This window comes from Cupriavidus sp., from assembly GCF_057315035.1.
In genome coordinates this window covers 1-19018 of record NZ_DBHKYV010000018.1, presented here as the reverse complement: position 1 = coordinate 19018, position 19018 = coordinate 1, and the positions used below count along the sequence as shown (strand labels likewise).

General features: G+C 61.3%; 20 protein-coding genes. 6 read left to right on the top strand and 14 right to left on the bottom strand.

Going from position 1 to position 19018, the window contains the following annotated elements:
• Nucleotides 1-39 precede the first annotated feature (39 nt).
• Nucleotides 40-1005, bottom strand: coding sequence for a LysR family transcriptional regulator (locus tag ACO550_RS20920; RefSeq protein ID WP_315593868.1), 966 nt, complete (start codon nucleotides 1003-1005; stop codon nucleotides 40-42).
• 196 nt (nucleotides 1006-1201) lie between these two features.
• Between ACO550_RS20920 and ACO550_RS20915 the strand changes: the two genes are divergently transcribed.
• Nucleotides 1202-2716 (top strand): CoA-acylating methylmalonate-semialdehyde dehydrogenase, encoded by a 1515-nt coding sequence (locus ACO550_RS20915; protein WP_315593867.1) that lies wholly within the window; start codon nucleotides 1202-1204, stop codon nucleotides 2714-2716.
• Between the two features lie 158 nt (nucleotides 2717-2874).
• Here the strand turns inward: ACO550_RS20915 and ACO550_RS20910 are convergent, their stop codons facing one another.
• From ACO550_RS20910 to ACO550_RS20895, 4 genes are all read right to left on the bottom strand, one after another.
• Nucleotides 2875-3204, bottom strand: a complete 330-nt coding sequence (locus ACO550_RS20910; protein WP_315593968.1) for a hypothetical protein — start codon at nucleotides 3202-3204, stop codon at nucleotides 2875-2877.
• Nucleotides 3205-3390: 186 nt separating this feature from the next.
• Nucleotides 3391-3852: a cupin domain-containing protein gene (locus ACO550_RS20905; protein WP_315593866.1), complete on the bottom strand. Its 462-nt coding sequence runs from the start codon at nucleotides 3850-3852 to the stop codon at nucleotides 3391-3393.
• Nucleotides 3830-4243, bottom strand: a complete 414-nt coding sequence (locus ACO550_RS20900) for an organic hydroperoxide resistance protein (protein WP_315593865.1) — start codon at nucleotides 4241-4243, stop codon at nucleotides 3830-3832. Before ACO550_RS20900 ends, ACO550_RS20905 begins: the two co-directional genes overlap by 23 nt.
• Before the next feature lie 82 nt (nucleotides 4244-4325).
• Nucleotides 4326-5321: an alpha/beta fold hydrolase gene (locus tag ACO550_RS20895; protein ID WP_315593864.1), complete on the bottom strand. Its 996-nt coding sequence runs from the start codon at nucleotides 5319-5321 to the stop codon at nucleotides 4326-4328.
• Nucleotides 5322-5530: 209 nt separating this feature from the next.
• On the opposite strand from ACO550_RS20895, the gene ACO550_RS20890 reads away from it, so the two are divergent.
• Nucleotides 5531-6016: a DUF6130 family protein gene (locus tag ACO550_RS20890; protein ID WP_315593863.1), complete on the top strand. Its 486-nt coding sequence runs from the start codon at nucleotides 5531-5533 to the stop codon at nucleotides 6014-6016.
• Nucleotides 6017-6060: 44 nt separating this feature from the next.
• Here ACO550_RS20890 and ACO550_RS20885 read toward each other — a convergent pair whose 3' ends face one another.
• Nucleotides 6061-7395 carry an aminotransferase class I/II-fold pyridoxal phosphate-dependent enzyme gene (locus tag ACO550_RS20885; RefSeq protein WP_315593862.1) on the bottom strand — a complete coding sequence of 445 codons (1335 nt, stop codon included), beginning with the start codon at nucleotides 7393-7395 and terminating at the stop codon, nucleotides 6061-6063.
• A gap of 101 nt (nucleotides 7396-7496) precedes the next feature.
• Between ACO550_RS20885 and ACO550_RS20880 the strand changes: the two genes are divergently transcribed.
• The gene (locus ACO550_RS20880; RefSeq protein WP_315593861.1) at nucleotides 7497-8255 is read left to right on the top strand and encodes a TSUP family transporter; all 759 of its coding nucleotides are present in this window, start codon (nucleotides 7497-7499) and stop codon (nucleotides 8253-8255) included.
• A gap of 35 nt (nucleotides 8256-8290) precedes the next feature.
• Here the strand turns inward: ACO550_RS20880 and ACO550_RS20875 are convergent, their stop codons facing one another.
• The 3 genes from ACO550_RS20875 to ACO550_RS20865 form a co-directional block, all read right to left on the bottom strand.
• Nucleotides 8291-9472 (bottom strand): zinc-binding metallopeptidase family protein, encoded by a 1182-nt coding sequence (locus tag ACO550_RS20875; protein ID WP_315593860.1) that lies wholly within the window; start codon nucleotides 9470-9472, stop codon nucleotides 8291-8293.
• A gap of 47 nt (nucleotides 9473-9519) precedes the next feature.
• Nucleotides 9520-10551 (bottom strand): alcohol dehydrogenase AdhP, encoded by a 1032-nt coding sequence (gene adhP / locus ACO550_RS20870; protein ID WP_315593859.1) that lies wholly within the window; start codon nucleotides 10549-10551, stop codon nucleotides 9520-9522.
• 64 nt (nucleotides 10552-10615) lie between these two features.
• Entirely contained in the window at nucleotides 10616-10876 is a 261-nt protein-coding gene (locus ACO550_RS20865) for a hypothetical protein (RefSeq protein WP_315593858.1), read from the bottom strand.
• A 335-nt stretch (nucleotides 10877-11211) separates the two neighbouring features.
• Here ACO550_RS20865 and ACO550_RS20860 point away from each other — a divergent pair, with 335 nt between their 5' ends.
• On the top strand, nucleotides 11212-11451 hold the full coding sequence (locus ACO550_RS20860) for a hypothetical protein (protein WP_315593857.1): 240 nt from the start codon (nucleotides 11212-11214) through the stop codon (nucleotides 11449-11451).
• Here the strand turns inward: ACO550_RS20860 and hmpA are convergent.
• The 3 genes from hmpA to ACO550_RS20845 all read right to left on the bottom strand — a co-directional run bounded on the left by hmpA (nucleotide 11415) and on the right by ACO550_RS20845 (nucleotide 16072).
• Nucleotides 11415-12626, bottom strand: coding sequence for an NO-inducible flavohemoprotein (gene hmpA, locus ACO550_RS20855; protein WP_315593856.1), 1212 nt, complete (start codon nucleotides 12624-12626; stop codon nucleotides 11415-11417). The two genes, ACO550_RS20860 and hmpA, sit on opposite strands and share 37 nt — an antisense overlap.
• Nucleotides 12627-12724: 98 nt before the next feature.
• Nucleotides 12725-14095, bottom strand: coding sequence for an FAD-binding protein (locus ACO550_RS20850; RefSeq protein ID WP_315593855.1), 1371 nt, complete (start codon nucleotides 14093-14095; stop codon nucleotides 12725-12727).
• Nucleotides 14096-14458: 363 nt separating this feature from the next.
• A complete protein-coding gene (locus ACO550_RS20845) occupies nucleotides 14459-16072 on the bottom strand; it encodes a hypothetical protein (protein WP_315593854.1) in 1614 nt (537 codons plus the stop codon).
• Between the two features lie 350 nt (nucleotides 16073-16422).
• Here ACO550_RS20845 and ACO550_RS20840 point away from each other — a divergent pair, with 350 nt between their 5' ends.
• Nucleotides 16423-17430 carry a helix-turn-helix transcriptional regulator gene (locus ACO550_RS20840; protein WP_485994949.1) on the top strand — a complete coding sequence of 336 codons (1008 nt, stop codon included), beginning with the start codon at nucleotides 16423-16425 and terminating at the stop codon, nucleotides 17428-17430.
• Between the two features lie 92 nt (nucleotides 17431-17522).
• Here the strand turns inward: ACO550_RS20840 and ACO550_RS20835 are convergent, their stop codons facing one another.
• Together ACO550_RS20835 and ACO550_RS20830 are read right to left on the bottom strand one after the other, a co-directional pair.
• Nucleotides 17523-17909, bottom strand: a complete 387-nt coding sequence (locus ACO550_RS20835) for a VOC family protein (protein ID WP_315593852.1) — start codon at nucleotides 17907-17909, stop codon at nucleotides 17523-17525.
• Nucleotides 17910-18159: 250 nt separating this feature from the next.
• Nucleotides 18160-18612 (bottom strand): PA2169 family four-helix-bundle protein, encoded by a 453-nt coding sequence (locus ACO550_RS20830; protein WP_315593851.1) that lies wholly within the window; start codon nucleotides 18610-18612, stop codon nucleotides 18160-18162.
• A gap of 134 nt (nucleotides 18613-18746) precedes the next feature.
• On the opposite strand from ACO550_RS20830, the gene ACO550_RS20825 reads away from it, so the two are divergent.
• Nucleotides 18747-18968: a hypothetical protein gene (locus ACO550_RS20825; protein WP_315593850.1), complete on the top strand. Its 222-nt coding sequence runs from the start codon at nucleotides 18747-18749 to the stop codon at nucleotides 18966-18968.
• The last annotated feature ends 50 nt before the right edge of the window (nucleotides 18969-19018 follow it).

The following is a 19018-nucleotide window of genomic DNA, read 5'->3' as shown; positions in this document are numbered from 1 at the left end:
AATAAAAAATGGCTTAATAGTTACTTGTTGTAGCCATTCCTAGATCAGGGTGGGCGGCGTTGACGCAAAACCCTCGGAAAAAGTCTCGCGCAAGTAGTCCACGAACACCTGGGAGACCCGCGAGGCGTGCGCCGAATATGGCCGGATTGCATAGAGCCAGTCTCCAAATGCCCCCGTGGGTCGCCACTGCGGCAATATCTCCACGAGGCGCCCCGTTTCCAGTGCTGATTGCGCGCTGAAATCAGGAAGCAACGCGATGCCCAATCCTTCGATCGCGGCATCACGCAACGCTTCGCTGTTATTGACGGCCAGCGGCCCGGTGACCGGGATCGTCACGGGATCAGCATGCCTGGCACCGGGCTCCGCCACAGCAGGAATAAAGGTCCAGGTGGCAGTTCCCTGCGCCCGTGGATAGTGAAGGCACGCGTGCTCGAGCAAGGCTTCCGGCGTCTCTGGTGTTCCCCTGCTGCGCAGGTAGCTACGGTTGGCCACCAGAAGCGTGCGCGTTGCCGCCAACGTCCATGCCACATGGGTTTCGGGCGGTGTGGAGGTATGCCTGACCGCGATATCGAAACCCTCCTGGGCCAGCGGCCGCAGGCGATCGGACATATCCAGTTCGAGCTGGATCTGCGGGTACTGGCGCAGAAAGTCCGGCAGCCGCGGGACCAGCTGTTGCCGCGCGAAGGCCACCGGCGCCGTCACGCGCAGAAAGCCCCGTGGCGCCCCCGCCAGATCCCGGACATTGGCATAGCCGGTTGCGATCTGCTCGAATGCGCCGCGCATCGACTCCACCAATTGCCGCCCCGCATCGGTCAGGCTCGCACTGCGGGTCGTCCGCTGTACCAGCGTAATGCCAGCCGCTTTTTCGAGATCGGTAATGTGCTGGCTCATGGAAGCCTTGCTGACGCCAAGCCGTGCGGCGGCTTTGCTGAAGCTGCCCTGCTGCTGCAACACCACCAGCCAGTGCAGGTGTTCCCAGAGTTCCTCAACGTTCTCTTTGCGCATTCCCGTCCCCTTCAGCCGCGTACATTTCACAAGACATTTCACATCTGTAGCATGGCAGCATATCAATTTCCTGAACAGTGAGTTCGTGGGTGGACGACTACCGCACAGTCCAGGCGGTCCATACACTCCGGACATCCAGACCTCAATCACGCGGCGGGCAACCCTGCCCCGCCCTAAGTACTGACAGGAGATTCCCATGACGGCGCCCTACACCAACCCCTCCGACGTGATTCATTTCGTTTCCGGCGAACCGTATGAAGGCAATGGCAAGCGGTCGCAGGCGGTGTTCAATCCCGCCACCGGCGCGGTAACGCGCCAGGTCCGCCTGGGTACGGTCGAGGACGTCGATGCCGCCGTGGCCTCCGCGGTAGCGGCGTTTCCCAAGTGGGCCGACACGCCCCCGATTCGCCGGGCGCGCGTGATGTTGAAGTTCCTGGAACTGATGAACCAGCACAAGGACGAGCTTGCCGCGATCATCACGGCCGAGCACGGCAAGGTGCTCAGCGATGCCGCAGGTGAAGTCAGCCGCGGCATCGACATCATCGAATTCGCCTGCGGCGTGCCCCAGTTGCTCAAGGGTGATTTCACCGATCAGGTGTCAACCGGCATGGACAACTGGACGATGCGCCAGCCGCTGGGCGTGGTCGCGGGCATTACGCCGTTCAATTTCCCTTGCATGGTGCCGTGCTGGATGTTCCCGGTGGCCATCGCCACCGGCAACTGCTTTATCCTGAAGCCAAGCGAGCGCGACCCGTCGGCTTCGCTGTTCATGGCTCGACTGCTCAAGCAGGCAGGCCTTCCCGATGGCGTGTTCAACGTCATCCAGGGTGACAAGACCGTGGTCGACGCCCTGCTCCAACACGATGATGTCAAGGCCGTGAGCTTCGTCGGGTCCACGCCGATCGCAAACTACATCTACGAGACCGGCGCCCGACTCGGCAAGCGGGTCCAGGCGCTGGGTGGCGCGAAGAACCACATGGTAGTGATGCCCGACGCCGATATCGACCAGGCCGTGGACGGGCTGATCGGTGCCGCCTATGGCTCGGCAGGTGAACGTTGCATGGCGATCTCGGTGGCAGTGCTGGTCGGCGACGTGGCCGACAAGATCATGCCGAAGCTCGAAGCCCGCGCGCGCGAACTGGTGATCAAGAACGGCATGGAGGCAGACGCCGAGATGGGCCCCGTTGTCACCGGGCAAGCGCTGGAACGCATCGAGAACTATATTGCGCTGGGTGTGGAAGAAGGCGCGAAGCTGGTGGTGGATGGACGCAACTACAAGGTGCCCGGCCACGAGCAAGGATTCTTTACGGGTGGAACGCTGTTCGACAACGTCACGCCGGACATGCGCATCTACAAGGAAGAGATCTTTGGTCCCGTGCTGTCATGCGTACGCGTGGACGACTTCGCACAGGCCGTGAAGCTGGTCAACGAACACGAATTCGGCAACGGCGTGGCCTGCTATACGCGCGATGGTCAGGTCGCCCGCGAATTCTCCCGCCGCATCGAGGTGGGAATGGTTGGCATCAACGTGCCCATCCCGGTACCGATGGCATGGCATGGTTTTGGCGGCTGGAAGCGTTCGCTGTTCGGTGACATGCATGCCTACGGCGAAGAAGGCGTGCGCTTCTACACCCGTCAGAAGAGCATCATGCAACGCTGGCCCAACGATACCGCGCGCGGCGCAGAGTTCGCGATGCCTACGGCGAAGTAAAGCTGCGGGGAAAAATTTCCCTGCGGGTTCGCTCCCCTCTCCCGCGCGCGGGGTGAGAGGGCATGAGGTTCAAATTGCCGATATCGCGTCTTGAGCCGCCAGCCCTCACCCCCGGCCCCTCTCCCGCCAATGCGGGAGAGGGGAAAAAACCGGAAGCGTTACTTCTTTGCGCCGTCGGTATACGGATCCGCCTTGCCAGCCTTGGCACCGTCCAGATACGGATCGGGCTTGCCGGTCTTGGCGCCGTCGGTGTACGGATCCGCTTTCCTTGGCGCCAGGTCGGTGCGGGTCGATTTCTTGGCGCCGCTGGTGTACGGATCAAACTTGTCGGACTTGGCACCGTCCAGATAGGGATCGGGCTTGCCCGTCTTCGCCCCGTCCGAGTACGGATCCACCTTCCTTGGCGAATTCTGCGCATGGGCCAGCTGCACGGCACCGAGTGCGGTCAGGGCGGCAACCATCAGTGCCGGTACGGTCTTCTTCAGCATCATCATTCTCCTCTCCAGTAAACCAGTAAAAGCCATGCTTCCATTAGGCATGGCAGACGTATCGGCGATGTGTCGCCGAAGCACCTGTCCGTCTCGCAATGTGTCCGCAACCGGCATTGATACGTAGTGATACAAAGCGCCGGTCCGCGGGGCCCGCCTGCCGACCCCGCGCCATGAATGCAGCCGCTACTTGGCCGGCGTGGCCAGGGGTGCGCCCTTCTTCACGACATAGGTCGCCAGTTCAGAAGCCTTTGTCCCACCAACATTGCGGGCAGAGTGCGGCATTCCAGCAGGAATAAACAGTGCCTGCCCGGTCTTGAGCGTCACCGGCGGTTGGTCGCCAAGCTGGTATTCGAGCGTACCTTCCAGGACATGGGCAATCTCCTCGCCGGGATGTACATGTTTCGGTGCGAACGCACCAGGCTCGAAGTCGACTCGAACCTGTACTGCTTCCAGCTGCGGCGCACTGAGATCGTTCTTGACGAGATCAGTCCGATGGATGCCGGGTGCCTGCGCGTTGGCAGCAGGTAGCGCTACCGCGTACGCGAGCGCGGCTGCGGCAAGCATGAGTGTTTTCTTCACGGTCAACTCCAATGAAAAATCGGGTAATGAAAGATCGGCCGCGTCAAATGACATGGATGGCGACATCGATGTTTCCGCGCGTCGCCTTGGAGTAGGGACAAAGCTGGTGTGCCCGCTCGGCAAGTGATCGCGCCATGTCGGCGTCAATGCCCGGCAGCGACACACTGAGGCGGGCCGCAAGCAGGAAGGCGTCTTCCAGGCGGCAGAGGTCGATCTCCGCCTCTACGGCCGCATCCTTCGGCAGCACCACGCCAGCAGCCTGCGCCGCCCTGCCGAGGGCACCAAGGAAGCACGCGGACCAACCGGCGCCAAGAAGTTGCTCGGGATTCGTACCGGGGCCGTTGCTGCCCGGGCCGGAGAGTTCGATGGCGAGCCGGTTATCCGAGCTGCGGGCGTTGCCGTTGCGGCCACCGGTCGTGCGGGTCTTGCCGGTATAGATGACAGTAGGCTGGGTCATGTTGTGCTGGGATGAGTAGGAGTGTTCGCCACATCTGGAAATCGGCGGCCCGTGGTGGCGACACGGACAACGTCATGCCGTGTCAGCGAAATGCGTCACGGACCTCGTCGACGGTGTGCTCGGGGTGCTGCAGATGGGGGTAGTGGCCGGTGCCGGGCAGCACCCGCAATGGTGCGGTAGTCCTGCGTGCGAACTCGACACCCATATCCTTGCTGATATAGATGTCCTGCTCGCCCCAGACGACTTTCACCGGGGTCTTCAGCCGCTGCAGGCCGGACTCGAAGGCATCCTGGTCGCGCGTGAAGTGCGTGTAGTAGTGGTAGAAGGCATCACCGGACGTCAGCGCGCCGTTGCTCCATCCGCGAGCCATATCGGCCTGGAAGTCAGGATGCAGCGAATAGCCTGACGCATCGGGCAATCCGCGCGTAAACGCGTTGCGCAGGATTTCGTCGCGCGTGGCGTTGAAAGCCTGCCGCACCACCTCGGCCGACTTCGGTTCCTTCAGCGCCTGCAACCGCCCCTGCATGTACTCGGGCCGATTGAACGGCGCGAAGTCACCGACGATAAGCGTCCTTGCCAGGTCAGGCTGATCGAGCGCCGCAAGCAACGCCGGTAATGCGCCAATATCCGTGGCGTAGATGACCAGGTTGCGCCTGTCGATTCCTGCCTTGTCGATGTACTGCGTGAGTATGTTTGCGTAGTCACGCGGCGCATAAGCGAAAACGTCCGGCGTGGGGCGCGACGAATCGCCATAACCAGGCCAGTCGAACGCATGCACTTCGTAGTCCTGGCCAAGCGTACGGGCGACTTCCTGCCAGGCAAGCATCGTTTCCGGAAATCCATGCAGGAACAGCACCGTGCCCTTGAGGTTCATGGTGCCCGTGGTGCTTTGATGGTCGGGATTGCGGACCACCATGCGCCGGAGCCGGATCTCGGGGCTGAGATCGAGATAGCTCACTTCGGCAACCGGCCGACTATCCACCGCAACAGCGTTGCCGGACAGGCCACCAAGGACCACCGCGGCAGCTGCGACGCCCGCGGACAGGGCTGACCGAAGTTTGGTTGAGTGCGCATTCATTTCACTTCCCTCGCTGCATGTGTTGCATATGCAGCATTAGAGGAAAGCGTTGTATCCCTGCTGTGGCCGTGTGGGGCCGATTCGTATCGGGATGTACGCCAGCGACGTGTAGATACGCGCGCGTACAAAAACATGGCTCGCCGAGTATTTTGTTAAGGCATGATCGGCGCCCTAGTCCTTGAGACGGATTGCCTGAGTTGGAGACAGACATGCATAAGCTCACCTACCTTTTCGCCGCTGCGACAGTTGCGGCCACGCTGACGCCTGCAATGGCGCAGACGTCGCTGGACGCCGGCCGTCCTCCAGCCGTCCTCCCGCTCGAAGCGGAGCCTGCTTCACGCTTGATCACTTACGCACCGATCGCTGAGGCGCTTGCACGTGGCGTGGTGATCGTGCAGTTTCGTACCGAGAACTTCCGGGTCATGCCCGTCTTTGGCAAGACCGCTGCGCAGGTATCGCCGCGCATCGGCCACTTGCATGTGACAGTCGATGAGGGCCCCGCCACCTGGGCCCATACGAGCGAAGATCCCATCATTGTGGTGGGACTGCCGCCGGGACCCCACAAGCTGCGACTGGAACTGGCCGACCCGACCCACCAGATCGCGGCGACCGAAGTGGTGATGGTGACGGTGCCCGACCGGCGGGAGCCGACAGCACCAGCAACACCGGCAGCACCGGCAGCACATCGGCACTGACCGCAATACACTCCCGGCATCATGCGTGTCGCCGGCAGGCAGCTTCACAGGTAAGCCACATCATCGACGACTTTGGCCACGGTCCCGAGCGCCTGCCGGAGCGTGTCCATCGCGACGGAGCCCAAGGCCAGTCGGATGGCGTGCGGCACTTGTTTCAAGGCGGCGAACGGCTGCGCAGTGGACACGGATAAACGTTCGCCCAGCAACGTCTTCGCCACCGCGTCGGCACGTGTATCCTCAGGCAAGGGAAGCCAGACAAAGTAAGACGCAGGATGGCGGACCGGATTCAAGTGCCCCAGCACCTCGGTCACGACGCGCTGGCGCAACGTTGCGTCCTGCCGCTTCTCTGCTTCCAGTCGTGCAACCGTGCCGTCCTCGATCCAACCACAGGCAATCGCCGTCATCGTCGTCGGTGTATGCCAGGTTGTTGCGCGAATCGTGCGTTCGAGTTTTGGAATCCACGCAAGCGGCGCGCAGATTGATCCTATGCGCAGCCCGGTTGCGACGCTTTTGGACAGGCTTGACACGTACACGGTCGATTCTGGCGCCAGCGCTGCCAACGGCGGCGGAGTGTGCTCGTCCAGAAAGGCATACGCCGCATCCTCGATCAGGATCAGACCGTGTTGCCGCGCGATAGCGACCATCTCGCGTCGACGACGCGCGCTCATGACCCACCCGAGCGGATTATGCAAGGTGGGCATCGCGTACACCGCGCGCACCCTGCGTCGCCGGCACAGCCTTGCCAATGCCTCCAGGTCCGGACCGTTGGCAGCCGCCGGGATCGCAACAAGTTCAAGCCGGCAAGCCTCGGCGGTGAGCTTGAAACCGGGGTATGTCAGCGCGTCCACTACCACCACGTCGCCCGGCTCCAGCAACGCCATCGCCGTCACCGTCAATCCGTGTTGCCCACCGCTGACCAGCACGGTGTTGTCCGCCGATGCTGGCAAGCCGCGACCCGCCAGATGCCGCGCCATCGTCGCCCGGTCGCGCGCACGGCCACCATGAGGGTGATACCTGAGCAGCGCTTCCAGGTTGCCTGCGCCGGCAAGCTCACGCAACGCCGCTCGAAGCAAATCACCCTGGCCAGGCATCGATGGGTTGTTGAATCTCAGGTCGACCGTGTCGTCACTCCATGGCTGGAGGTCGATGCCATGCCCACGGGGTAGCACTTCCTTCACAAACGTCCCGCGCCCGGTCTCGCCGCTTACCAGCCCCATGGCGTGCAATTCCGCGTAGACGCGCGTAGCGGTAACCAGCGCCAGCCCTTCGCTGGCGGCAAGCTCCCGGTGAGTAGGCAGCCGTGTGCCGGGACGCAAGCGACCTTCCTGAATGTCTGCGGCGAACCGGTCGACCAGTTCCTTGTAGCGATGTCGGGGCATGGTCAATGTATCCATGACAATCGTTTGATTGTACTGATACAGCGCACTACGATGGGTCAGTACTTTCTCCGACTGATTGTCGATACCCTGAGGTTTGCAGCATGGAACTGAACGCCACCACCATCCTCGTCACGTTCGCCGGCGTGTTCCTGATCTGCTTTATGAAGGGCGCCTTCGGTGGAGGCTTTGCCATCGTCGGCATTCCCCTGCTATCGCTGGTAATGGATCCCGTGGCAGCGGGCGGCCTGCTGGCGCCCCTTTTTATCGCGATGGACCTGTTCAGCCTGCGCTACTGGAAGCCGTCAACGTGGTCCCGCCCTGATCTCCGCTTGCTGGTGCCTGGGCTAGTGGTCGGCATTGGCCTGGGCTACCTGCTGTTCCGGGTGCTGGACCACCGCGCGATTTCCATCGTCATGGCGGTGGTCACGCTGGTTTTCGTCGGCTTGTGGCTCTTGCGTGGCGGAGAGGTCGTGGTGCAGCCTCGTTCATCGCCCAAGGCCGTAGCCGCAGGCCTGACCTCGGGGATCACCACCATGGTCGCCCACTCCGGCGGGCCGCCGCTGGCGATCTACCTGCTGCCGCTTGGCCTCAGCAAACAGGTCTATGCCGGCACAACCAGCATGTTCTTCACCGTCGGCAATATCGTCAAGGCGGTGCCATGGCTGGCGCTGGCCACGCCGGTGGGCGCCGTCTGGAAGTTGATGGCGATTTGCCTTCTCGCCATCCCCTCAGGGGTATGGCTGGGCTGGCGCCTGCATGACAAGCTCGACCAGCGCCAGATGTATCGGGCATGCTATGGCTTGCTGGTGGTCACGGCGATGAAGTTGCTGTGGGATGGCGTGTCAGGTTACTTGACCTAAAGATCGCAAGCCCCTGGGTGACGCCACCGCGTCACTCATGCTTCCTCCTCGACGGGCTCTGTTTCCTTCGCACCGTGGTTGCGCGCATCGAAGACGATCATGTGCACGAGTTGCAACTTGGCCACCACGGGCCTGGACATGATGAACGGATAGAAGTCGGGTTGCCCCATGCTGCGCGCCAGTTCATTGAGGACCATGATGACCTCGATCCATGAGTTGAGCAGCGACAGGAAGCTCGACGCTCCGGGATCATCCGGTGCGTACAGGTCCTCACTTGTAAACGGTGTCACCCTGCCGTCGATATCATCGGCTTCCAGCCCAAAGCCAAGCGCCGTGCCCATGGTGTCGACCACGTGCAGGTAATGCGCCCACGTCTCGGCCCAGTCCTCCCAGGGATGCATGGTGGCGTAGGAAGAAATGTACGCGTCGCGCCAGTCCGCCGGCGGCCCCAGTTCGTAGTTACGCTTCAACGCCTCGGCGTAGCTCGCGCGCTCATCGCCAAAAAGCTGGCGGAACGGCTCCAGCCACGTCGTGTCGCGCACCAGCAGATCCCAGTAGTAATGGCCGATCTCGTGCCGGAAGTGTCCAAGCAGCGTGCGATAGGGTTCGTGCAGATCGTGCTTGATCTTCTCGCGCTTGACGTCGTCGGCTTCTTCCACATTCATGGTGATAAGACCGTTCGCATGGCCGGTCATCACCGCCGGGCCTTCAGGCGGCGAGCGCAGGAAATCGAACATCACGCCTCGTTCGGGATCTTCATCGACCTTGGACTTCACCGGAAGACCGAACGCAAGCAGTTGTGCCACCAGGCGCCGCTTGGCGACTTCAATCGCGGCCCAGTAGCGCGCGTTGTCGACGTCGTTGAGATCCGGGATCGTATGCTTGAGACGGCAGGCAATGCAAAGCGCGGCCGGATCGCTCGCATCCAGCATCCAGTTGCACAACGCCGGCGTCTCGCGATTGCCGCAGTATTTGTACAGGCGATCATTGCCATCGGCGCTTAGCGTGCCGGCCTCGGGGCCGGGATCAAGCGCGGCCATCGACAGCGTATCCGGCAGGTAACCCAACTGGGACGCGCAATTCAGGCACTGGGTGTTGCGAAAGAAGATGGCCGATTTGCAACGGCAATGGTAGGCGCGGGAAAGTCTCTCGCCTCTTTTGCGGAGTTCCCACTCCGTGATCACCCGCTGGGTGAGCGATTCGAAGAGTTCCAGCATGACGCTCCCCAGTGAAGATGCGATGGGTGGTCCCGGTCCTATGGGACCTAGTCGCCGAATCGGTTCAAGACGACCCGGCCGTTGATCTGGCCGGCCTTCAGCCTTTCGAACACTTCATTGATGTTGCCGAGGCTCGCAGTGGAAGTACTGGCAGTCACCGCACCCGCAGCCGCGAATTCAAGGGCTTCCTGAAGATCGCTTCTGGTCCCCACGATGGAACCCCTGATCGTGATGGCCTTCAGTACGACATCGAAGATTGGCGTAGGAAAGTCACCCGGCGGTAACCCATTGAGCGATATGGTGCCGCCGCGGCGGACCATGCCAATCGCCTGGGAGAAAGCAATCGGGGATACAGCCGTGACGAGTGCACCATGTACACCGCCAAGCTCCTTCTGTAGAAACGCGGCGGGATCGTTTGTCGTGGCATTGACCGTCAGTTCCGCCCCGAGCCTGCGGGCAAGCAACAACTTTTCCTCGTCAATATCGACGGCGGCCACGCGAAGGCCCATTGCTCTCGCGTACTGCACCGCCACGTGACCGAGTCCGCCGATGCCGGAGATGGCGACCCATTGGCCTGGCCTGGTGTCCGTCACCTTAAGCCCCTTGTAAACAGTCACTCCGGCACACAGTATCGGGGCAATCTCGATGAAATCGACGCCAGCCGGCAGCAGCCCGACGTAGTTCGGGTCGGCCACAACGTACTCCGCATACCCGCCATTGACGGAGTAGCCGGTATTCTTCTGCCTCTCGCAAAGCGTTTCCCATCCCTTCAGGCAGTGTTCGCAGTATCCACATGCGCTGTACAGCCATGGGACGCCAACACGGTCCCCTTCCTTTACCCGTGTTACGCCACCGCCCACCGCCGAGACATAGCCGACGCCTTCGTGCCCCGGAATGAACGGCAATGCCGGCTTCACCGGCCAGTCACCGTTCGCGGCATGAAGATCCGTGTGACAGACCCCTGACGCCTCGATCTTTACCTGGATTTGTCCGAAGCCCGGCGTTGGCACCGGCACCTCTTCAAGCGAGAGCGGCGCCCCGAACTCCCGCACGACCGCGGCTTTCATTAGCGTAGCCATTTCACCCCTCTTGCAATGCAATCATGAACCGCGGCAGGACTCCGCGCGACGCATCAGTATCTGGTCAGTACTTGATGTCCCGTGCGGTCTGCCGTCCCTGCTGTTTGGCTTGCCGCTTGTCCTGGCGGCACTGTGGATTACTCTTCTGGTCGGCCGCACGGCAGTCCTGTTTCGTTTCCCTGGAACCCTGCCGCGTGTCCTGCCTGACATCACGCCCCTCTCGCCGTTGCTGCGCCTGTTCTGTTGCACCGGCCGACATGGAGAGGAAACTGCCTATGGCCACGATGAACAGAAGCGCCGGGAGTCGAGCATTTGAGTCGAGCATAGTGATTCCTTTTTGAATCTTCCAACCTGGGCCAACCATTTATGACCTACGTCAATCGCGACGTCGTTACCGTCGATGACGTGCTGGGGCAGCATTGCCCCGCTTCAATCCTCGAACCTAGACCATGCACTACGCGTTTTCATTGGACTTTGGGCTCACTCGCTGGAAGTTCACCGTGCGGTAGCCAGGCACGCGCGATAGCTCGGATGCACGCCGGCAGCCCCGGCAGTTGATCATCGTCAACCACATGGAGATTCGTTGAGCAAACTTTTCGCGCTGTCGTTATTTTCCAAGCAAATGGCTATGACATTTCTTAGGTCATGTGGAGACAGCCCATGTTGAGCGCTCATGAAATCGCTGCGCTGCTAGTCCTCGAATCCGGCGGTTCCTCAGTCACCCTGGATCCCCGGGACATCGACGCACTGATAGATCGCAGTCTTGTCGATGCCCGCCAGCGTTGGAAAACGGATAACACCTTCGGCCTCACCCGTGAAGGCAGGCGGATGCTGGTCGCCATGGAAGGCACCCGCCCGCGCCACTACTCGGCAAACAGGTCCGGACCAAACACTTCGTAATGAATGGTCGCCTCGGGTATGCCCAGCGCCTTGAGTGCATCGTGCTGCTTGCGCATGAAAGGAATCGGACCGCAGATGTAGTAGTCGGCATTCGGCAACAAAATCTTGTCGCGAATGGCTTGCACGTCGACCAGCCCGGCATAGTCAAAATCGCGGCCGGCCATGTCTTCGGGCAAGGGATTGTCGTAAAACACGACCAAACTGAAATTCGGATTCTTCTTCGCTGTCTCGCGTAGCCGGTCGCGCATCGCGTGAACGCCGCTATTGCGCGCACCGTGGATAAAAACAACCTGCCGATCGGGGTCCTGGATCGCCTGTTCGAGCATGCTGACCATTGGCGTCAGCCCCACCCCACCGCTGATCAGGACCAGTGGCGTCTTCGCGTTCACGTCGATATGGAACGTGCCGTAGGGCGCTGCAAGCTGGACCTCGTCACCGACATTGACACTGTCGTGCAGCAGTGACGATACATAGCCCGCCGGCTGCGGGCCACCGGCCTCCCGCTTTACCGAAATACGGTAACTTCGCCCATTTGGCATATCGGACAAGCTGTACTGGCGAATCTGCTGCAAGCCGAGCGCGGCGACCTGTATCGCCACGCTGATGTACTGGCCGGGCGCGAAGTTGACCACCGGGCCGCCATCGGCAGGTTCCAGGATGAACGAAGTAATGACGCTGCTTTCAGGCCGCTTCTCACGTACGACGAATGATCTCCAGCCTTTCCATCCGCCCTGCTGCGTTGCCGATTGCTCGTACAGTTCGCTCTCCATCCCCATCAGGACGTCAGCCAGGTTGCCATACGCCTGCGCCCATGCGGAAATGATCTCGTCCGTGGCCGCCGCGCCGAGTACTTCCTTGATGGCAGCCAGCAGATGTTCCCCGACGATCGGGTATTGCTCTGGCTTGACGCCCAGGCTGGCGTGCTTGTTCGCAATGTTCTTCAACACCGCCGCCAGGCTACCCGGGTCTTCAATGTTCTCGGCATAGGCATAGACCGCCCGCGCCAACGCTTGCTGTTGCTGCCCCTGCTCCTGATGCGCCATGTTGAACACGTTCTTGAGCTCGGGATGGGCATTGAACATACGCTGGTAGAAACACTTGATGATGTCGTACCCATGTTGCGCCAACACTGGCGCCGTCGCTTTCACAATGTCCTTCGTATGCTGCGTCAACATGTCGTCACCTTTATTCGATGTCGTCCTCGTGATGCGTCGGGCCCGCTTTCAAGCGGGGCGTCTCAGCGTGGGACGGAGAGCACCAGAAATAGCCCCGTTCACGCTTTCGGTTTAATGTTCTGGTTGACCCGAAACAGGTTATTGGGATCGTACTTCGCCTTGATCGAGGCAAGGCGCGCGTAGTTCCCGGCGTAGCTTAGTTCGACTCGATTCTCGGCCTCGTCGGCGTCCATGAAATTGACATAGGCGCCTTCCAGATTGAACGGGTGGACAGCCGCCCAGTATGCACGGCCCCAGGTCTTTAGCGCCTCAGCGTCCTTGGGATCCGCGCTGATCCCGGCAATTACCATTGAAAAAGACGCATCGCGAGCGCTCCACGGCGTGGCGTCCGCGGCGACCCGCCGAACGGCGCCGTCTATGGGATAGAGGTGCATCAGGCAAAAAGGAGTCGGTGCCTTGAGCGCGTTGGCGATGTGCGCGTCAATCGCCTCGTCAGGCAGCGCCTTGACAAAGTCACCCTTCCAGTACCACTGCAAGCCTTTAGGGAAGAAGGGGTCGAACAGACTGTTAATGGCAGTCCACGGCATTTCGCCCATCCAGTTGAACAGCGGCGCGGGCAGTTTCTGGAGCAGCGAGTCCATGAGCTTGGTACCCTCTGCGATCGGCCCGTTGAAAGCACCGATCAGGGCGCAGGCGCGTTTGTTCCAGTGCTCCTTGGGGAAGGGATCGGTTGGAGGCACGGTTTTAAGGCCGACAAAAAGGCCAAGTTCTTCGGGCGCGTGTGGGATAAAGTCGCGGTACATCGACATGACTTGCTTGGCTTCGCTGGCGTCCCAGAAGATCGGACCGGCGAACACCATCTTGGCGGGGTGGGCCTGGAACAGAAAACTCGTGACCACGCCGAAGTTGCCGCCGCCACCGCGTACCGCCCAGAAGAGGTCAGCGTGCTTGTCCTTGTTAGCGGTGACAAAAGAGCCGTCGGCCAGCACTACATCCACCTCTAGCAAATTATCGATCGTGAGGCCGTGCTTGCGCGTGAGGTAGCCGGTTCCTCCGCCCAAGGTGAGACCTGCGACGCCAGTGCTGCCGACGATGCCCAGCGGTACGGCGACGCCAAAGGCGTGGGTCGCGTGATCGAGATCCGCTGCAGTGCAGCCTGGATCGACACGCACCGTGCGGTTCGCGGGGTCGACACGCACGCTACGCATCTGCGACAGGTCGATGACTAGTCCACCCTCGCAACTGCCCAAACCGGGGCCATTGTGTCCGCCGCCGCGTATTGCGAGAAGCAGGTTGTTTTCGCGCGCGTAGTTTACCGCCGCCATGATATCGGCGGCGTCGGCACAGCGAGCGATCACCTTGGGCCGCTTATCGATCATGCCGTTGTACAGCGCTCGCGCCTCATCGTAGTCCTGGTCTGACGGACCGATCAGCCTCCCGCGAAATTCCTGAATCGCAAACTCGCCCATGGCGCTACCTCCCTGAAGAGTGAACCCATCGAACGACCAGCGACGACGGGTTGCCGGACCAGGAACTCGCGCCGAACTGTCGACAAGGACAACATCGGGTGCGTGTGATCAATCGGCATCTACGCACCTGTCCGGTCGCCATTCACGAGCCTGGCACCGCACCTGACTTTGTAAAAAGTTTAGCGCTCCGACCCACTTGCCGGAAGGAACTTCCAATTGACAGCACTGACAGCCAGACGAGCGAGTACCCAGTCGATCGGGGACCGCAAACACGATGCCCTCCAGTTCCCGAACAATAAAAAAAGGCCCCGCGGGACGAAAGTCCCGCAGGGCCTGGAGCAAACAAAAATCAGCCGGACTGGCTTACGGCCGGTCAATCGAGATCGAATAGAACGGGTTGCTCGGGTCGACGTTGATCGAAATGGTCAGGCCCGTATTGGACAGGTTCATGCCGATGGACGCGGCGGCGCCCGGGATGGCGTTGACCGGTGCCACGGCAGGCCGGTAACGAAGACCCGTGGACGGCACGTTGTCATACCAGGTGTCGATGCGGCCGTCGTTGCGCTGGCGCGTGTACGTGTGGGCGGTCGTATCGACGGCAGTCACCGTGTTCGAGAACGTGGTGATGTCGGTGACACCAACAGGGCTTACCGAAGCATCCCAGTAGGCGTTGGTGAAGCCCAGTGCAGGCAGTACACGTGCGACCGGATGCCTTGCGATCATGAAGCCATTTGCATGGACGATCACGATGGCGAGTTGCCCATCCACGCCCTTGAAGCCGAATGCGCGAGCCGTACCACTGGTGTCGGTAAGATCGAAGCCACCATTGGCATTGACCGAGAACGTCGGCAGGTCACCGGCAGGCCAGGGCTGACCACAGCCACTCATGCCGCAATCGGCGGCCGTGGTGAACTTGCCCGCGCCATCCACCTTGAACTGGATCAGGCCGGAGCCGTAGTTGCCAGGATTGGTGGCGCGCTCATAGCTCATCGCCACCCAGTCGCCCGCCAGTTCGGACAGCGGAATGGTCTGCTCCGGAATCAACAGGCTCGGGGCGCCGGCGCGGCGCTCCAGCCCAAGGCCGGACTTGGAAACCATCAGCCTGGCATCGACATTGCCAAAGCGGCAGACTTCGGTGGCATTCGCCTCGAACAGTTCCGATGTGCTCGTGGCGTCATTGGTGCGTGTAAGCGCGACTGCGTCCACGGTAAACCGCTGGATCGTGTTCGCGGTCAGGTCCACCTTCTGGTACTTGCCGCTGCGGTACGTCGCGCAGGTGGCCGATGCGGGATTCAGGAGGGTCTTGATGCCGTCCGTCGAACCCTTGTTGCTGGCCACGGCATCGGACAGATCCGAGATCGATGTCTTCGACGTGGAGAGCGCGGTGCCCAAGGTATCGAGCCGCTGGTCCAACGCGTTGCCCGGCGTATTGCCATGCGCGGCAACGAGCGTGTCCTTGAGCGGATCCATGCCGGCCAGATCGACCGTGCCGCTCAGGATCAGCTTCACCGTTCCAATCGCGCCGCTGAGGCCATCGGCGTTCAGTTTCGATTGCGCAGCGGCATCGAAACTGTCAAAGAAGGCCTTGGTATTGCCGCCGGCCAGCGATGCCGTGATCAGCTCGGTCAGTGGCGTGATGTTGGCCACGGCGCTCGTGCTCGTGCCGGCCTCGACCACCGAATGGAGCGCCGTACCGTCGGCAGTTGTGACGCTCAGCACACACGGCCGCTTGGCGTCCGGGATGTTGATCGTGAAAGTGCCATCGGCCGCCGTGGTAGCCGTACCACTACCGGATGCGCATTTGGCCTGCACCGTGGCATTCGGCAATGCCGCACCCACCGCGGCGGTGCCGGACAACTTGGTGGTGGTGGTGGTCGGCGTGACTGGTGTAGCCGACGGCGTCGTCGAATCGGAACCACCACCGCACGCGCTCAGTGCGGCAGCGGCAATTGCCGCGAATATAAGTCTTGTTTTCATGAACCGGATTCCCCCTGTCGTTTTCAGAAAGCGAGAGACGGGCATGGCCCGTCTTCGCGCTGCGATTCTCTGAAATGGAAAATCCTTGCGCATCATTCATTTGAATGAAATGCCGTCAATCCCCCAATCCGCAGGGCACGATCCAGGTCGTCGTTGTGCGAAGCTGAACGACGCCCACTAGAGGCTTGCCGGCGTCTGCGCCGGTCAATAGGAAAAGAATCTGTTCAGGGAGGAAGACATTGCTACGGGACCATCTTACTGGCGACCTTTATGAGGCCGCCTTGCAACGGGACGGCTTTCTCGACGTGTTTCAAACAACTGTAGAAACGCTGGGAGCCACCGGATTCCATATGTTCAGTTGGGACCCGGAACGCAACGCCCCACACCTGGCTGCCTACACCTCGGACAAACACTGGGATACGGTCGTGGCGCTCTATGACCAGTATTACGGCGCGCTGGATCCGCGGCGCGAGGTGGTGGCCAAGGCGGAAATCGGCCAGTTCCAGTTCTGCCAGGACTACCTGAGCGAGGCTGACGTGGCGCGCAGCGAGTTCTATCAGGACTTTCATATTCCCACGGGCTTCCGCTACCTTGCCGGTGCGCGTCTGTCGCGGACCGGTTCGGATGACATCCTGCTAGGGCTGTTGCGCTCGAACGATCGTCCGGCCTATTCGGACCAGGAGCGCCAGGGCATCAACAGCATGTCGCCCCATCTGCAGCGCGCCATCAATCTCTGGATGGATGCGCGCGTACTGCATCGCGACGCGGCCGTAGGGTCGGAACTGATGGCGCAGCTGGGGGTTGCCGTATTCGCGCTCGATGGCAGCATGAAGGTGGTTTTTGCCAATCAATCGGCGGAGAACATGCTGCGCGCCGCGACCTGCCTGAAGCTCAGCCATGGGCGGCTGTCCGCCACCGTAGCAAGCGAGAGTGCCAGGCTGCAGGCCGCAATCACCAGTGCCGCGAGATCGCGCCAGGGAGAAAGCCTGGCACTGCGGCCGGCACCGGGCCTTCAGCCCGAAGTCTTCCTGGGTATCAGCCGACTTCCTGGCCGCGATACCCAAATGGCCTTCGGCCATGCGGAAATCCTGGTAACGGCCAGGCGCCGCGGCGAAGTGCCACTGGTTCGCGCGAAACAATTGCAGCAGGCGTTCGGGCTGACTGCGGCCGAGGCCGCGGTGGGTGAAGCGCTAATAGGCGGCAAGACACCCGACGAGTATGCCGCTGCCGCCGGTGTATCCGTCGCCACGGTTCGTACCCAGTTGCGCGCGATCTTCGAGAAGACTGGCACGCGTTCCCAGGCCGAAGCTGTCGGGGCGATGTTGCATCTTCCGTCGCAGACTGCCGAAAGACACTGATCCATCGCCGCATTCGGAGCCGTCCCAACGCGCAATTGACCGAGCTATTGGCTCGGTCGCTTGCTGCCCCCCTGCCCTTGAAATCGGCTCTCTCAGGCGGGCCGGTGACAAACCGCCTCGATATTGTGGCCATCAGGATCCAGCACGAAGGCGCCATAGTAGTCGGCGTGATAATGCGCACGGATTCCAGGTGCACCATTGTCACAACCACCTGCAGCGATCGCTGCCTGGTAGAACGCGTCGACCTCTGCCCGGCTATCTACCCGGAACGCAATATGAACCGGCGGGTCGTTCGGCCTGCCGCGGCTGATCCAGAACTCCGGCTTGCCCGGCGGCCCGAAACCCGCAACATCGGTGTGTCCGGTTACGCTGGCGGGAATTTCCATGATCTTGGCCATACCTATGGCCTCCAGCGCCGACGTATAGAACGCGAGACTCTTCGCATAGTCGCTTACCGTAACGCCGGTGTGGTCAATCATTGTTTTCTCCGCGGTTGAAAGGCTTAAGAAAAAATTGGGCTTGGTTGGCACGTCAAGAAGCGAGGCCAGGATCGAAGTTGCTCGACGTTGCGATCGTGCCGGCCGATTATAGACGTCGAAATCGCTCGGTATCGTGCTAACCGGATGGGTGCGTCGAAACAGGAAGCGGGCCGGAGCCTCCCGGCTGCCGGCCCGCCTGTGCGAACGGATCAATCAGCGTGCTCGAACGCGCTCGAACACAAACGGTGCATCAATGAATCTGCATGCCGCGCATGGCGTGGATGCGTTCATGGTATTTCTGCATGCCTTCGTACTGGCGCAGGAGCACCGAGCGGACTTCATCCGGCATGTCCTTCGTCAGCGCCGAGCGGTACTCGCGCCTGGCCGCCTCTTCTTCACGCTCGCATAACTGCAGCACCGCGTCATCGTTGTGTGGTGCGATGATGTGCATTACCTCCATCCAGCCGCGATGCATCGTGCCGGTCATGGTGCCACGGTCGCGCGGCACGGCACCCATCGAGCTGACCAAAGTCTGCAACTCGGCCACCGAATTGCGGCAGGTATCGGCGGTGCCGCTCAGGACGCTGCGCATCTCGGCGTTGCTCACTTCGCGAGCGCCGGTCATGCAAGTGAGCTCGCCATCCTTGCCGACTTCGATCAGGTGGTTCAGGGTGAAGACAAGTTGTCCTTGAGTGTTGGCCATGGAAAATCTCCTTGCCCGATTCGAGGCAAATGTGAACCCGCGATGACATCCACGCCGGACGGGTCACAACTGCGCCGGGCGCGAGTCTCGCAACGTCGTAAGCTCAGTATAGAAGCGATGAATTCGAGTGCACCATGACCAATCGATCCCATTGGGAAAGCGTCTATCAACGCAAGTCGGCCGAGCAGGTAAGCTGGTACGCGCCTCACCTGCAAAGCTCGATGGCGTATATCCGCGCCGCGGCCCCAACGGCAGCGGCCAGCATCATTGATGTCGGTGGCGGCGAATCCACGTTGGTCGACGATTTGCTCGACAGCGGATACACGGACGTATCGTTGACATCCTCCCCTACCTGAAGGCAGGAGATTCCTTCTGCGTCTGAAACGATGACTCCAGTGTCAGCTCA

Bases quoted from the DNA above. Each gene is read 5' to 3' on its own strand.
- ACO550_RS20920 (WP_315593868.1), bottom strand. From the start codon at position 1,005: ATGCGCAAAGAGAACGTTGAGGAACTCTGGGAACACCTGCACTGGCTG.
- ACO550_RS20915 (WP_315593867.1), top strand. From the start codon at position 1,202: ATGACGGCGCCCTACACCAACCCCTCCGACGTGATTCATTTCGTTTCC.
- ACO550_RS20910 (WP_315593968.1), bottom strand. From the start codon at position 3,204: ATGCTGAAGAAGACCGTACCGGCACTGATGGTTGCCGCCCTGACCGCA.
- ACO550_RS20905 (WP_315593866.1), bottom strand. From the start codon at position 3,852: ATGTCGCCATCCATGTCATTTGACGCGGCCGATCTTTCATTACCCGAT.
- ACO550_RS20900 (WP_315593865.1), bottom strand. From the start codon at position 4,243: ATGACCCAGCCTACTGTCATCTATACCGGCAAGACCCGCACGACCGGT.
- ACO550_RS20895 (WP_315593864.1), bottom strand. From the start codon at position 5,321: ATGAATGCGCACTCAACCAAACTTCGGTCAGCCCTGTCCGCGGGCGTC.
- ACO550_RS20890 (WP_315593863.1), top strand. From the start codon at position 5,531: ATGCATAAGCTCACCTACCTTTTCGCCGCTGCGACAGTTGCGGCCACG.
- ACO550_RS20885 (WP_315593862.1), bottom strand. From the start codon at position 7,395: ATGCCCCGACATCGCTACAAGGAACTGGTCGACCGGTTCGCCGCAGAC.
- ACO550_RS20880 (WP_315593861.1), top strand. From the start codon at position 7,497: ATGGAACTGAACGCCACCACCATCCTCGTCACGTTCGCCGGCGTGTTC.
- ACO550_RS20875 (WP_315593860.1), bottom strand. From the start codon at position 9,472: ATGCTGGAACTCTTCGAATCGCTCACCCAGCGGGTGATCACGGAGTGG.
- adhP (WP_315593859.1), bottom strand. From the start codon at position 10,551: ATGGCTACGCTAATGAAAGCCGCGGTCGTGCGGGAGTTCGGGGCGCCG.
- ACO550_RS20865 (WP_315593858.1), bottom strand. From the start codon at position 10,876: ATGCTCGACTCAAATGCTCGACTCCCGGCGCTTCTGTTCATCGTGGCC.
- ACO550_RS20860 (WP_315593857.1), top strand. From the start codon at position 11,212: ATGTTGAGCGCTCATGAAATCGCTGCGCTGCTAGTCCTCGAATCCGGC.
- hmpA (WP_315593856.1), bottom strand. From the start codon at position 12,626: ATGTTGACGCAGCATACGAAGGACATTGTGAAAGCGACGGCGCCAGTG.
- ACO550_RS20850 (WP_315593855.1), bottom strand. From the start codon at position 14,095: ATGGGCGAGTTTGCGATTCAGGAATTTCGCGGGAGGCTGATCGGTCCG.
- ACO550_RS20845 (WP_315593854.1), bottom strand. From the start codon at position 16,072: ATGAAAACAAGACTTATATTCGCGGCAATTGCCGCTGCCGCACTGAGC.
- ACO550_RS20840 (WP_485994949.1), top strand. From the start codon at position 16,423: ATGTTCAGTTGGGACCCGGAACGCAACGCCCCACACCTGGCTGCCTAC.
- ACO550_RS20835 (WP_315593852.1), bottom strand. From the start codon at position 17,909: ATGATTGACCACACCGGCGTTACGGTAAGCGACTATGCGAAGAGTCTC.
- ACO550_RS20830 (WP_315593851.1), bottom strand. From the start codon at position 18,612: ATGGCCAACACTCAAGGACAACTTGTCTTCACCCTGAACCACCTGATC.
- ACO550_RS20825 (WP_315593850.1), top strand. From the start codon at position 18,747: ATGACCAATCGATCCCATTGGGAAAGCGTCTATCAACGCAAGTCGGCC.